Source organism: Pseudomonas sp. GW456-12-1-14-TSB6 (assembly GCF_059424205.1).
Window position 1 is genome coordinate 191,161 of record NZ_JBWKZE010000003.1, and the last position, 12,782, is coordinate 203,942.

Genomic DNA, 12,782 nt, shown 5'->3' on the forward strand with positions numbered 1-12,782 from the left:
GCGGTCTTTTTTTGCGGCTCGATCAGCGAATCACCACATCCTGTTCCAGCATCAACTCCTTCTTCCCTGCGTCCAGTCGAACCAGCGCCCCCAACGGCAGCGTCAGGTTCGGATTACAGTGCCCGCTACGCCATCCTGACAGCACCGGAATCCGCAGCGGTTCGAAGGTCTGCTTGAGCAGGCGATTCAGCGCATCGACATCCACCCCCGCAATATCCCCGACCAACACGCCGCGCAATCTGGCCAACTTGCCCGCCAGACGCATCTGGGTCAGCAAGCGGTCGATCCGGTACAGCGGCTCGTTGATGTCCTCGATGAGCAGAATCACCCCTTCGACATCGATTTCGTAAGGCGTGCCAAGAGTCGAGGCGATCATTGCCAGATTACCGCCCTGCAAACGCCCGTGGGCAATGCCGGGCTCCACGGTGGTCAACGGATAAGCCGCCGGATGACTCAGTACACTGCCGGCCTTCAACTGACCGCGCAGCATGGCGAAGAACGACGTCACCGTCGGCGGCTCCTTGTCACCCAGCAGATCGGCATTCAACAACGGCCCGTGAAAGGTCACGAACCCGGCGTAGCGACTGATGGCCAGATGCAGTGCGGTGATGTCGCTGTAACCGACGAAGGGCTTGGCATGGCGGCTCAGCAGATCGTAATCGATCCGATCCAGCAACCTTGGCGTGCCGTAACCACCGCGCAGGCAAATGATCGCATCGACCTCTTCGTCAGCGAACGCCGCGTGCAGATCGTTGAGCCGCACCTCGTCGCTGCCGGCCAGATAACCGTCCTTTTCATAGACGCCCGGGAACACCCGTAAACCGTAACCCCGGGCGCGCATCCACTGAACGGCCTTTTCGGTATCCAGCGTGCCGGGGCCGGCGGGCGCAATGACGCCGATCAGCCCTTCCGACGGCAGTGCGGGCACGGACTTGTGCGGAAAAAGGGTGTGGGTCGGTCGAACGGTCATCCATGGATCTCCCTGTGTGAAGTCATGCTCACACAGTAGTCAGGAACGGCGACAAACAGAAGAGGCTCGGCTGCGCCGCAGATTGCAGGAAAAGTCAGTAACGCGTGTAGGCCGGGCAAAAAAATGCCCGCCGGGCGATAAACCCCGGCGGGCATTCTTTCATTCAGCGCTTAATCAGGAACCGAGCAGCTCGGCCTTGACCAGTTTCGCTTGCTCGTCAGCGTGGTACGAAGAACGCACCAACGGGCCGGACGCGACGTTCTTGAAGCCCATCTTGTAACCTTCCTCAGCGAACCAGGCGAAGGTGTCCGGGTGCACGAAACGCTGCACCGGCAAGTGGCTGCGGGACGGTTGCAGATACTGGCCCAGGGTCAGCATGTCGATGTCGTGTTCGCGCATGCGCTTCATGACTTCGATGACTTCGTCGTCGGTCTCGCCCAAGCCGAGCATCAGGCCGGATTTGGTCGGGATGTGCGGCATCATCTGCTTGAAGCGTTGCAGCAGGGTCAGCGACCACTGGTAGTCCGAACCCGGACGCGCAGCCTTGTACAGGCGCGGTACGGTTTCCAGGTTGTGGTTGAACACATCCGGCGGCTCGGCGGCGGTGATTTCCAGGGCGATGTCCATGCGGCCACGGTAGTCCGGAACCAGGGTCTCAAGCTGTACGTTCGGTGACAGTTTGCGGATTTCGCGGATGCAGTCGGCAAAGTGCTGGGCACCGCCGTCACGCAGGTCATCACGGTCAACCGAGGTGATCACCACGTACTTGAGTTTCAGGTCGGCGATGGCGATGGCCAGGCTTTCCGGCTCGTTGACGTCCAGTGGCTTCGGACGGCCGTGGCCAACGTCACAGAACGGGCAGCGACGGGTGCAGATGTCACCCATGATCATGAAGGTCGCGGTGCCGCCGGAGAAGCACTCGCCCAGGTTCGGGCAGGAGGCCTCTTCGCAGACGCTGTGCAGCTTGTGTTTGCGCAGCAGGCTCTTGATGCGGTCGACTTCCGGCGAAACCGGGATGCGCACGCGGATCCAGTCGGGTTTCTTCGGCAGTTCGGTGGTCGGAATGATCTTCACCGGGATGCGTGCAACCTTCTCGGCGCCGCGCAGCTTGACGCCGGCTTCAACCTTGGGACGCGGGGCCGGGCGCTCGGTCACGTCGAGCGTCGGGATCATGGTTTGCACTGCATCAGTAGTCATATCAGTCGATTCCGCCCGTCAGGGTCGTCTGCTCAGCATAGTCGAGGTGTTTGACGAGCTGCGCGCGCAGCCGGGCACTTACCTCGGCAAATTCAATCGATCCTGCGTGCTCGCTCAGCTGGGTCATCGCCAGCCCGGCATAGCCGCAGGGATTAATCCGTCGAAACGGTTCCAGGTTCATGTCCACGTTCAGGGCCAGGCCATGAAAGGAACAACCGTGGCGAATCCGCAAACCCAGAGAAGCGATCTTCGCTCCGTCGACGTAGACGCCGGGAGCATCCGGCTTGGCCACGGCGGTCACGCCGTAGCTGGCCAGCAGTTCGATCAGGCAGCGCTCCATGCGGCTGACCAGATCGCGCACGCCGAAACCGAGTCGGCGCACATCCAGCAGCAGATAGGCTACCAGTTGGCCTGGTCCATGGTAGGTCACCTGACCGCCGCGGTCGACCTGCACCACCGGAATGTCTCCCGGCAGCAACAGGTGCTCGGCCTTGCCGGCCTGACCCTGGGTGAACACCGGCGGGTGTTCCACCAGCCAGATTTCGTCCGGGGCCGTGGTGCCACGCTCGTTGGTAAAACGCTGCATGGCCTGCCAGACCGGCTCGTAAGCCATCTGGCCAAGCTCGCGAAAGCCCAGCGTGCCGGGCATCACAGCACCATGTGCACGAAACCGGTAGCCCGCAGTTCGCTGTTGATGTTGTACAGCTGATCCTGATCGGTCGCGACGATGTGCAACTGGATGGTGGTGTACTTGCCGTTGCTGCTTTGACGCTCGTCGACACGCTCATCGTTGATCCTGGCGTGTTTCTTGACGATGTCGATGATCTTGTCTTTGTTGCCGACGCCCGTATCGCTGATCACCTTAACCGGATAATCAACCTGGGGAAATTCGATCTTTGGCGCCTTTACTTCGGTATCGGTCATGGCGTAACGGCCTCGTAAGCGTAAGCCCGGTAACGAACAAGGCCCCGCTCCGGATCGGAACGGGGCCATGCAGGTCAACTCAAATCAGTTGAACAAGCCGTAGAAGAATAGACGGATGCTATCCCACATGCGGCGGAAGATACCACCCTCCTCGACAGCGTCCAGGGCGATCAGGTCGGCGCTGTGCACCACCTTGTCGTCCAGTTTCACTTCGACTTTACCGATCACGTCGCCCTTGGCGATTGGCGCGGTCAGTTGCGGGTTCATGGTCATGCTGGCAGCGAGCTTCTTCAGCTGGCCTTTCGGCAGGGTCATGGTCAGGTCCTGAGCCAGACCGGCCTTGACCTGGCTGGTAGTGCCTTTCCACACCGGGGCCTGAGCCAGTTCGGTGCCCTTCTGGTAGAAGGTCTGGGTTTCGAAGAAGCGGAAACCGTAGGTCAGCAGCTTCTGGGTCTCGGCGGCACGAGCCACTTCACTGTTGGTGCCGAACACCACGGCGATCAGGCGCATGCCGTCACGTACGGCCGAGGACACCATGCAGTAGCCGGCTTCGTCGGTGTGACCTGTTTTCAGACCGTCGACGGTCTTGTCGCGCCACAGCAGCAGGTTGCGGTTAGGCTGTTTGATGCCGTTCCAGAAGAATTCTTTCTGCGAGTAGATCGCGTAGTGAGCCGGGTCTTCGTGGATGATCGCGCGCGCCAGGATCGCCATGTCGTGAGCCGACGAGTAGTGCTCGGGGTTCGGCAGACCGGTCGGGTTCATGAAATGGGTATTGGTCATGCCCAGATCGGCGACGGTCTTGTTCATCAGGTCGGCGAAGGCGTCTTCGCTGCCGGCGATGTGTTCAGCCACCGCGACGCTGGCGTCGTTGCCGGACTGGATGATGATGCCGTGCAGCAGGTCGCTGACAGTGACCTGCGAGCCGACCTTGATGAACATCCGCGAACCGCCGGTGCGCCAGGCGTTTTCGCTGACGGTCACCGGGTCGTTTTCACCGATCTGGCCGCGACGGATTTCCAGCGTGGCGATGTACGCGGTCATCAGTTTGGTCAGGCTGGCCGGCGGCAGACGCTGGTCACCGTTGTTCTCCACCAGCACGTTGCCGCTGTTGGCATCCATGAGCACGTAGGATTTGGCGGCCAGTTGTGGTGGCGACGGCATCATCTCGGCCGCGAAGGCGGCTGGCGAGAGGAGCAGCGGGACTAGCAGACACAGGCGTTTGGCAAAGGTGGTGATGTTCATCCGTCTCTCGAAATCGCTAATGGAAACTGTCCTAGCGGACAAAATTTAATCAGATGTCTTTCAGGCTTTGCCCGAAACCTGCCTGCGCGACGATCATGCTGCGTTAAAAACAGATTCGGAATGCTCATGTAGGTCCCCTACACTCCGCTTCCTCACCTGTTTTTGCCTTGCCTGATCGCCGCTCGGCGAGCTTTCGAGCAAACCCTACGAGCATCGCGTGTTCAGTTGCTCACTCCAGTCACCCTTGCCGGGCTTTTGTTCTTCGACGAGCCAACAACCTGGTTCACCCCCCAATCGCTGGTGAACCGTCAATCAAGTCCTACGTTTACTCGGTGACCACACTTGGCGAACCGAGGTTGGCCAGGCGCACGCTGTTCTGTACCTGGGCAATTTCACCCGGCGAACCGATCGGTCCCAGGCGAACCCGGTGCAGGGTCTGCTGATTGCGCACGATCGAGCTGATGAACACCGGAGCGCTCACCATCCCGCTGAGCTTCGACCTCAGGAGTTCTGCAGCGTCCGGGTTGGCGAACGCGCCCACCTGCAGATACTGGCCAGACGCTGGTGCAGAAGCGTTTTTTTTTGCATCGAGCTGGACTGGCACGACGGCCGCGGCGTGCTGCTGCGGCGGCGGAGTCCATTGCTCGACGGTGCCGGCCGAGGCCGTGATCACCGGGGCGCTATTCTGCGCGACTTGCGGCTCGTTGAGCATCAAAGGCGCCGGACGGCCCTTCGCGGCCCACCATTGCTGGGGGTCGATGCCTTCGACCTTGACCCGCGCGGTGCCGATTTCGGCATAACCAAGTTTTTTCGCGGCGGCGTAGGACAGGTCGATGATCCGGTCCGAGTAGAATGGCCCGCGGTCATTGACCCGCAGGATCACGCTCTTGTTGTTGTCCAGGTTGGTCACCCGAACATAACTCGGCAGCGGCAATGTCTTGTGGGCGGCACTCATGCCGTACAGGTCGTAGACCTCGCCGTTGGCGGTGTTCTGACCGTGGAACTTGGTGCCGTACCAGGACGCAGTACCGGAGGCCACGTAAGTCTTGGATTCCTGCAACGGGAAGTAGGTCTTGCCCAGCACGGTGTACGGGTTGGCCTTGTACGGGCCGGTGTGCAGGGTCGGCGTGGCGTCCGGGATACGCGACACATCGACATCCCACCACGGCGCGCCATCCTTGTGAGCCCGGTTGATGTCCAGGCCCGGCTGCGAGCGAACGGCGGTGGTCGGCTTCTGGGTCGGCGAACGGCTGGTCGAGCAACTGGCGACCAGCACCGCCAACGCAGCGAAAGCCACCAGCTTCAGGGGTTTATTGATAGGCAATGCCCGCATTACTTGACGCCCCGTGCTTGTACCAGCTGTTCAGACAGTTGATGTACGGCCATGGCGTACATCACGCTGCGGTTATAACGCGTGATTGCGTAGAAATTCTTCAGGCCCATCCAGTATTCCGGGCCGTTGTCGCCTTCCAGGCGGAATGCGGTGACCGGCATGTCATCGCGCAGCGCATCATGACTCGACCAGCCCAGCGCTCGCAACTCCCCGACGGTTTTCGTCGGTTCGATGCCAGTGGTCAGGCCTTCATCCACCTGCTCGCCACGGACATCCGCGCGGCTGACTACCGGTTCACCGGCGACCCAGCCGTGACGCTTGAAATAGCTGGCGACGCTGCCGATCGCATCATCCGGGTTGTTCCAGATATTGATGTGGCCGTCGCCGTCGAAATCCACCGCGTAGGCGCGAAAGCTGCTCGGCATGAACTGCGGCAAACCCATCGCCCCGGCATAGGAACCCTTGAGGGTCAGCGGGTCGACCTGCTCTTCCCGGGCCAGCAGCAGGAACTCACGAAGCTCCTTGCGGAAAAATTCGGCACGGGGAGGATAGTCGAAACCCAGCGTGGACAAGGCATCGATCACCCGGTAATTGCCGGTATTACGTCCGAAAAAGGTCTCAACGCCGATGATCGACACGATCACCTGGGCTGGAACACCGTATTCCTGCTCGGCGCGGGCCAGGGTGGCCTCGTGCTGGCGCCAGAAGTCCACACCGCGGGCGATGCGCGCGTCGGTGATGAACATCGGCCGGTATTCTTTCCACTGCTTGACCCGTTCGGCGGGTTTGGAAATGGCGTCGAGAATCGCCTGCTTGCGCTGGGCTTCGCGGAACACGGCCATCAGCTGTTCGCCGGCAAAACCGTAGTCGCGGGTCATTTCACCGACGAATTCGGCCACCTGGGGCGAGCCTTCGTAATCGCCGGCCAACGCTTCCTGCGCGCTGCCAAGGATGCCTACCAGGCCGAGCCACGGTGCGTATCGTGTCGCCCAGTCACGCATTACTTGCATTGAACTCTTCACCTTATTCAAACCTGTGCGATCCACTTGCGATGGGTATGGATCGACATCAAAACCCCAAACGCTGACAGCAGCGTCACCAGCGAAGTTCCGCCGTAGCTAATGAACGGCAACGGCACCCCCACCACCGGCAACAGGCCACTGACCATACCGATGTTGACGAAAACGTAAACAAAAAACGTCATGGTCAGAGCGCCGGCCAGCAATTTGCCGAACAGCGTCTGCGCCTGGGCGGTAATCACCAGGCCGCGACCGATCAGCAACAGATAGATCAGCAACAGCGCGCAAATGCCCACCAGGCCGAATTCTTCGCCGAGTACCGCGATGATGAAGTCGGTGTGGCTTTCCGGCAGGAAGTCCAGGTGCGACTGGGTGCCCAGCAGCCAGCCCTTGCCGAACACGCCGCCGGAACCGATGGCGGCTTTCGACTGAATGATGTTCCAGCCGGTACCCAGCGGATCGCTTTCCGGGTCGAGGAACGTCAGGATCCGCTGCTTCTGGTAGTCGTGCATGATGAAGAACCACATCGCAACCGACACCGGAATCGCCGCCGCCAGTACGCTGAGAATCCAGCGCCAGCGCAGCCCGCCCATGAACAAGACGAAGGCGCCACCGGCCAGAATCAGCAGCGAAGTGCCCAGATCCGGCTGACGCACGATCAGGGCGAACGGCACGCCGATCAGCAGCAGACTGATGCCGACGTGCTTGAGCTGCGGCGGCAGCGTGCGCTTGGACAGGTACCAGGCGATGGTCGCCGGCATCAGGATCTTCATGAATTCCGAGGGCTGGAAGCGGATCACCCCGGGGATGTTGATCCAGCGGGTCGCGCCCATGGCGTTGTGGCCCATGATGTCCACCACCATCAGCAGTACCACCCCGATCACGTAGCCGAGCGGCACCCAGCGCGCCATGAACCTTGGCTCGAACTGGGCGATGACGATCATCGACACCAGGCCGATACCGAACGACGTGGCCTGTTTGGCCAACAGGTCCCAGCTCTTGCCGCTGGCCGAATACAGTACGAACAGGCTGCCGGCGGCCAGGATCAACAACAGCACCAGCAACGGGCCGTCGATATGCAAACGTTGCAGCAGCGTCGCCCGGCGACGCATCACATCCTCGCTGGAGAGCATGCGATCGAAATTATTCATCACGGGCCGTAGCCTCCGCACTGATAGGGCTGGCGTATTCGGCCTTCAACCGTCCGTCCTGATCCAGCAGCCAGGCATCCATGACCTGGCGCACCACCGGTGCCGCGACGCCGGAACCGGACTCACCGTTCTCGACCATCACTGACACCACGATTTTCGGGTCATCCGCCGGCGCGAAACCGACGAACAGGGCATGGTCACGGTGGCGCTCCTGAACCTTGGAGCGGTCGTACTTCTCGCCTTGCTTGATCGCCACGACCTGTGCCGTACCCGACTTGCCGGCGATCCGGTATTGCGCGCCGATCGAGGCCTTGCGCGCGGTGCCACGGGCACCGTGCATCACCTGCTGCATGCCGTGGTTGACCTTGTTCCAGTCCGACGGATCGCGAAGGATGATGTCCGGCATCGGATTTTCATCCTTGGGCTTCTCGCCTTCGATGGTCCTGGCGAGGTGCGGGCGGTTCCACACACCCTTGTTGGCCACCAGCGCCGTGGCCTGGGCCAGTTGCAGCGGGGTCGATTGCATGTAGCCCTGGCCGATCCCGAGAATCAGGGTTTCGCCGGGGAACCACGCCTGACGCCGGGTCGCGCGTTTCCACTCGCGGGACGGCATCAGGCCGGGGGACTCTTCGAACATGTCCAGCGAGACCTTCTGGCCGATGCCGAACTTGTTCATATAGGCCGACAACCGATCGATGCCCAGCTTGTGCGCCAGATCATAGAAGTAGGTGTCGTTGGACCGCATGATCGCCGTATCGAGGTCGACGAAGCCGTCCCCGGTGCGGTTCCAGTTGCGGTACTTGTGATCGTAGTTGGGCAGCATGTAGTAACCGGGGTCGAACACCCGGCTCGACGCCGTCACCACGCCCGCATCGAGACCGGCAATCGCCACCGCCGGCTTGATCGTCGAGCCCGGCGGGTACAGACCGCGCAATACACGGTTGAACAGCGGCCGGTCGATCGAATCGCGCAGCTCGGCGTAAGCCTTGAAGCTGATGCCGGTGACGAACAGGTTCGGGTCGAAGCTCGGCTGGCTGACCATCGCCAGCACTTCGCCGGTTTTCGGATCGAGCGCCACCACCGCACCACGCCGACCGCCCAGCGCAGCCTCGGCAGCTTCCTGCAATTTGATGTCGAGGCTCAGGACAATGTCCTTGCCCGGCACCGGATCGGTCCGTTTGAGCACGCGCAGGACGCGGCCACGGGCGTTGGTCTCAACCTCTTCGTAACCCACCTGGCCGTGCAGCTCGGCTTCGTAAAAGCGCTCGATGCCGGTCTTGCCGATGTGGTGGGTGCCGCTGTAGTTGACCGGATCGAGGGTCTTCAGCTCTTTCTCGTTGATCCGCCCCATGTAACCCACCGAGTGCGCGAAATGCGCGCCCTGGGGGTAGTGACGCACCAACTGCGCGACCACCTCGACGCCCGGCAGACGGAACTGGTTCACCGCGATCCGGGCGATCTGCTCTTCGGTCAGTTCGAACAGGATCGGCACCGGCTCGAACGGCCGGCGGCCCTGGCGCATGCGTTTCTCGAAGATCACCCGGTCTTCCGGCGTCAGCTGCAAGACCTCGACGATCACGTCGAGCACCTGCTGCCAGTCGCCGGAGCGCTCGCGGGTCATGCTCAGGCTGAAGCTCGGACGGTTGTCCGCCACCACCACGCCGTTGCGGTCGAAAATCAGGCCACGGGTCGGCGGGATCGGCTGAACGTGAACCCGGTTGTTTTCCGACAGGGTCGAGTGATATTCGTACTGAATCACCTGCAGGTAATACAGGCGCGCAATCAGCACGCAGATCAGCGCCACCACCGCAATTGCGCCGAACACGACGCGACCACGCACCAGACGGGCGTCTTTTTCGTGGTCCTTGATGCGGATCGGCTGAGACATGAGGGCGGATTACTTGTGGTAAGGGTGGCCGGACAGCACGGTCCAGGCACGATACAACTGCTCGCCGATGAGGATGCGCACCAGCGGGTGCGGCAGCGTCAGCGGCGACAACGACCAGCGCTGATCCGCGCGGGCACAGACTTCCGGTGCCAACCCTTCCGGGCCACCGACCATGAAATTGACCGTGCGCGAGTCCAGGCGCCAGCGATCGAGTTCGACCGCCAGTTGCTCGGTGCTCCACGGCTTGCCATGAACCTCGAGGGTGACGATCCGCTCGTTCTGCCCGACCTTGGCCAGCATGGCTTCGCCTTCCTGACGGATGAAGCGGGCCACGTCGGCGTTCTTGCCACGGGTATTGAGCGGAATTTCCACCAGTTCCAGCGCCAGCTCGGATGGAAGACGCTTGGCATACTCATGCCAGCCTTCTTCCACCCACTTGGGCATGCGTGAACCGACGGCGATCAGTCGCAGTCGCACAGCAATCCCTTACAGCTGGTCTTTGTTGAGCTTGGTGAAATGCTCGTGGGTGTTTTCCGGGCTGTGGTGCTTGGCGTCCGCCGCACGGCTCTGCTCGGCACCGGCCCACAGGCGTTCCAGGTCGTAGAACTGACGTGCCGAGGCAGTCATCATGTGCACGATCACCAGGTCCAGGTCCAGCAGCACCCAGTCGCTGTCGCCCTTGCCTTCTTCGCCCAGCGGCCTGGCGCCCTGCTTTTTCACTTCTTCGCGAACCTTGTCCAGCATCGCGTTGATCTGGCGGTTGGAGGTACCGGTGGCGATGATCATGTAGTCGGTGATGCTCTGCTTGTCGCGCACATCAATGATCTGGATGTCCTGGGCTTTCACGTCTTCCAGGGCTGCAACGGCCACCTTGACCAGTTCGTCGCCCTTCAGCGGTTCGTTGGTGTTGACCGGTTCTGGCAGCGGGGCGCTCTTGAATGTGCCTTTGCGCTTTACTTTGGTTTGGTCTTTGTCAGTCATATAAAACTCGTTTTGCTCATATTTTCGGCGGCTTGGCGACACGTGGATTCGTATCAGTGAAGCACGCCTTGTTCAGTTCGACGCACGGTACAGACCGTGCGCATCGATGTAGGCCAGGACCGCGTCGGGCACCAGGAAACGTACCGACTTACCGCTGGCCAGCAGTTGACGGATCTGGGTGGCGGAAACCGCGAGCGGTGTCTGCCAGACGAATGCAATCTGTCCGCTCGGCCCCTTCAGGGCCAGCGGGTCGCTCACCGAACGCGCTGCCAGCAGGTTGCGCAAGGCATCCGGCGGTTCGCTGTCGGCGTCCGGGCGCTGTAGCACCAGGATGTGGCAATGCTGGAGCAACTCTTCCCAGCGGTGCCAAGTGGGCAGGCCGCAAAACGCGTCCCAGCCCAGAAGCAGAAAAACCTGGGTCTCGGCGGCCATTTCGGCACGCAGCGACTCCAGGGTATCGATGGTCCAGGACGGTTTGTCCCGCTGCAATTCGCGGGCGTCCACCACCAGCGGCGGCACACCGGCCACCGCACATTCAACCATTGCCAGCCGGTCCTGCGCCGACACCTGCGGCGTATCGCGGTGTGGCGGCCGGGCGCTGGGCATCATGCGCAGCTCATCGAGCCCCAGCGCTTCGGCGACTTCCAGCGCGCCACGCAAATGGCCGACGTGCACCGGGTCGAACGTCCCGCCCAGTACGCCAATGCGCCGGGGACGGGACCTCTTGCCGGGTTTCGGCGCTTTCAGGTCGAGGTCGGACAAGTCAGACCGTCGCCTGGCCGCGCAGCTGGCCATCACCGACCACGATGTACTTCTCGCAGGTCAGTCCTTCCAGGCCCACCGGGCCACGGGCGTGCAGCTTATCAGTAGAAATGCCGATCTCGGCACCCAATCCGTATTCGAATCCGTCGGCGAAGCAGGTCGGGGTGTTGATCATCACCGACGCCGAGTCGACCTGAGCCACGAACTGGCGGGTGTCGGCGAGGTTTTCGCTGACGATCGAGTCGGTGTGGTGGGAGCCGAAATGGTTGATGTGTTCGATGGCCTGATCCAGGCCATCCACCACGCGGATCGACAGGATCGGCGCCAGGTACTCGGTGCTCCAGTCTTCTTCGGTCGCCGCTACGGCTTCGATGATCGCCCGGGTGCGTTCGCAACCACGCAGTTCGACGCCTTTTTCGCGGAACTGGGCAGCCATCGACGGCAGGAAATCCTTCGCAACACGTTGATCGACCAGCAAGGTCTCCATCGCACCGCAGATGCCATAGCGATAGGTCTTGGCATTGAAGGCGATGCGCTGGGCTTTCGGCAGGTCGGCATGTTCGCTGACATAGACGTGGCAGATGCCGTCCAGATGCTTGATGACCGGCACCCGGGCGTCACGGCTGATGCGCTCGATCAGGCCACGGCCACCGCGCGGTACGATCACGTCGACGTATTCGGGCATGGTGATCAGCGCGCCAACGGCGGCGCGGTCGGTGGTTTCCACCACTTGCACCACGGCGGCCGGCAGTTCGGCTTCGGCCAGACCGCGCTGGATGCAAGCGGCAATCGCGCGGTTGGAATGAATCGCTTCGGAACCGCCGCGCAGGATCGTCGCGTTGCCGGACTTCAGGCACAGACTGGCGGCATCAATGGTCACGTTGGGACGGGATTCGTAGATGATCCCGATCACGCCCAGCGGGACACGCATCTTGCCGACCTGAATGCCCGACGGACGGAAGCTCATGTCGCGGATCGCACCGACCGGATCCGGCAGCGCTGCGACCTGACGCAGGCCGACGATCATGCCGTCGATGCGTGCCGGGGTCAGCTCCAGACGTTCCAGCAATGCCGGTTCCAGACCGTTGGCGCGACCGGCGGCCAGATCCTGTTCATTGGCTGCCGCAAGCTCGGCGCGGGCGGCATCCAGGGCATTGGCGGCAGCCAGCAGGGCGCGGTTTTTCTGCGCGGTGCTGGCACGGCCGATGACGCGGGAAGCTTCGCGGGCGGCGCGACCCAATCGGGTCATGTAGTCAAGAACGGACTCAGTCATGGTCTGCTGGGGTCTTGGCAAAGAGGAAAGCGGCAGATTATA

The 12,782-nt window shown here is 61.9% G+C and carries 13 protein-coding genes; all 13 read right to left on the bottom strand.

What is annotated here, in order from left to right; translation table 11 throughout:
* Positions 1 to 22: 22 nt before the first annotated feature.
* The 13 genes from AC07Y2_RS04015 to AC07Y2_RS04075 all read right to left on the bottom strand — a co-directional run bounded on the left by AC07Y2_RS04015 (position 23) and on the right by AC07Y2_RS04075 (position 12,740).
* Complete coding sequence (locus tag AC07Y2_RS04015) at positions 23 to 970, bottom strand: S66 peptidase family protein (RefSeq protein WP_074691579.1); 948 nt, start codon at positions 968 to 970, stop codon at positions 23 to 25.
* A 174-nt stretch (positions 971 to 1,144) separates the two neighbouring features.
* Positions 1,145 to 2,143 carry a lipoyl synthase gene (gene lipA, locus AC07Y2_RS04020; protein ID WP_162130488.1) on the bottom strand — a complete coding sequence of 333 codons (999 nt, stop codon included), beginning with the start codon at positions 2,141 to 2,143 and terminating at the stop codon, positions 1,145 to 1,147.
* 25 nt (positions 2,144 to 2,168) lie between these two features.
* Positions 2,169 to 2,816: a lipoyl(octanoyl) transferase LipB gene (gene lipB / locus AC07Y2_RS04025; RefSeq protein ID WP_039771855.1), complete on the bottom strand. Its 648-nt coding sequence runs from the start codon at positions 2,814 to 2,816 to the stop codon at positions 2,169 to 2,171.
* The gene (locus AC07Y2_RS04030) at positions 2,816 to 3,091 is read right to left on the bottom strand and encodes a DUF493 domain-containing protein (protein ID WP_011336094.1); all 276 of its coding nucleotides are present in this window, start codon (positions 3,089 to 3,091) and stop codon (positions 2,816 to 2,818) included. Before AC07Y2_RS04030 ends, lipB begins: the two co-directional genes overlap by 1 nt.
* Positions 3,092 to 3,175: 84 nt before the next feature.
* Positions 3,176 to 4,333, bottom strand: coding sequence for a D-alanyl-D-alanine carboxypeptidase family protein (locus AC07Y2_RS04035; RefSeq protein ID WP_011336095.1), 1,158 nt, complete (start codon positions 4,331 to 4,333; stop codon positions 3,176 to 3,178).
* 325 nt (positions 4,334 to 4,658) lie between these two features.
* Positions 4,659 to 5,666, bottom strand: a complete 1,008-nt coding sequence (locus AC07Y2_RS04040; RefSeq protein ID WP_085612550.1) for a septal ring lytic transglycosylase RlpA family protein — start codon at positions 5,664 to 5,666, stop codon at positions 4,659 to 4,661.
* Positions 5,666 to 6,676, bottom strand: coding sequence for a lytic murein transglycosylase B (gene mltB, locus AC07Y2_RS04045; RefSeq protein WP_007958658.1), 1,011 nt, complete (start codon positions 6,674 to 6,676; stop codon positions 5,666 to 5,668). Before mltB ends, AC07Y2_RS04040 begins: the two co-directional genes overlap by 1 nt.
* Positions 6,677 to 6,693: 17 nt before the next feature.
* Positions 6,694 to 7,797 (bottom strand): rod shape-determining protein RodA, encoded by a 1,104-nt coding sequence (gene rodA / locus AC07Y2_RS04050; protein WP_050761190.1) that lies wholly within the window; start codon positions 7,795 to 7,797, stop codon positions 6,694 to 6,696.
* Between the two features lie 31 nt (positions 7,798 to 7,828).
* Positions 7,829 to 9,724: a penicillin-binding protein 2 gene (gene mrdA / locus AC07Y2_RS04055; protein WP_074691583.1), complete on the bottom strand. Its 1,896-nt coding sequence runs from the start codon at positions 9,722 to 9,724 to the stop codon at positions 7,829 to 7,831.
* A 9-nt stretch (positions 9,725 to 9,733) separates the two neighbouring features.
* Positions 9,734 to 10,201, bottom strand: a complete 468-nt coding sequence (rlmH, locus tag AC07Y2_RS04060) for a 23S rRNA (pseudouridine(1915)-N(3))-methyltransferase RlmH (protein ID WP_009051038.1) — start codon at positions 10,199 to 10,201, stop codon at positions 9,734 to 9,736.
* Between the two features lie 9 nt (positions 10,202 to 10,210).
* Positions 10,211 to 10,705 carry a ribosome silencing factor gene (gene rsfS, locus AC07Y2_RS04065; RefSeq protein ID WP_064382180.1) on the bottom strand — a complete coding sequence of 165 codons (495 nt, stop codon included), beginning with the start codon at positions 10,703 to 10,705 and terminating at the stop codon, positions 10,211 to 10,213.
* A 72-nt stretch (positions 10,706 to 10,777) separates the two neighbouring features.
* Positions 10,778 to 11,500 (bottom strand): nicotinate-nucleotide adenylyltransferase, encoded by a 723-nt coding sequence (nadD, locus tag AC07Y2_RS04070; protein WP_039771865.1) that lies wholly within the window; start codon positions 11,498 to 11,500, stop codon positions 10,778 to 10,780.
* Positions 11,469 to 12,740, bottom strand: coding sequence for a glutamate-5-semialdehyde dehydrogenase (locus tag AC07Y2_RS04075; protein WP_103385490.1), 1,272 nt, complete (start codon positions 12,738 to 12,740; stop codon positions 11,469 to 11,471). The genes nadD and AC07Y2_RS04075 overlap by 32 nt, the downstream gene beginning before the upstream one ends.
* Between the last annotated feature and the right edge of the window lie 42 nt (positions 12,741 to 12,782).

Excerpts from the sequence above, each read along its gene's own strand:
- lipA (WP_162130488.1), bottom strand. The coding sequence starts at position 2,143 with ATGATCCCGACGCTCGACGTGACCGAGCGCCCGGCCCCGCGTCCCAAG.
- AC07Y2_RS04075 (WP_103385490.1), bottom strand. The coding sequence starts at position 12,740 with ATGACTGAGTCCGTTCTTGACTACATGACCCGATTGGGTCGCGCCGCC.
- AC07Y2_RS04035 (WP_011336095.1), bottom strand. The coding sequence starts at position 4,333 with ATGAACATCACCACCTTTGCCAAACGCCTGTGTCTGCTAGTCCCGCTG.
- mrdA (WP_074691583.1), bottom strand. The coding sequence starts at position 9,724 with ATGTCTCAGCCGATCCGCATCAAGGACCACGAAAAAGACGCCCGTCTG.
- mltB (WP_007958658.1), bottom strand. The coding sequence starts at position 6,676 with ATGCAAGTAATGCGTGACTGGGCGACACGATACGCACCGTGGCTCGGC.
- nadD (WP_039771865.1), bottom strand. The coding sequence starts at position 11,500 with ATGGCCAGCTGCGCGGCCAGGCGACGGTCTGACTTGTCCGACCTCGAC.
- rsfS (WP_064382180.1), bottom strand. The coding sequence starts at position 10,705 with ATGACTGACAAAGACCAAACCAAAGTAAAGCGCAAAGGCACATTCAAG.
- AC07Y2_RS04030 (WP_011336094.1), bottom strand. The coding sequence starts at position 3,091 with ATGACCGATACCGAAGTAAAGGCGCCAAAGATCGAATTTCCCCAGGTT.
- AC07Y2_RS04015 (WP_074691579.1), bottom strand. The coding sequence starts at position 970 with ATGACCGTTCGACCGACCCACACCCTTTTTCCGCACAAGTCCGTGCCC.
- AC07Y2_RS04040 (WP_085612550.1), bottom strand. The coding sequence starts at position 5,666 with ATGCGGGCATTGCCTATCAATAAACCCCTGAAGCTGGTGGCTTTCGCT.
- rodA (WP_050761190.1), bottom strand. The coding sequence starts at position 7,797 with ATGCGTCGCCGGGCGACGCTGCTGCAACGTTTGCATATCGACGGCCCG.
- lipB (WP_039771855.1), bottom strand. The coding sequence starts at position 2,816 with ATGCCCGGCACGCTGGGCTTTCGCGAGCTTGGCCAGATGGCTTACGAG.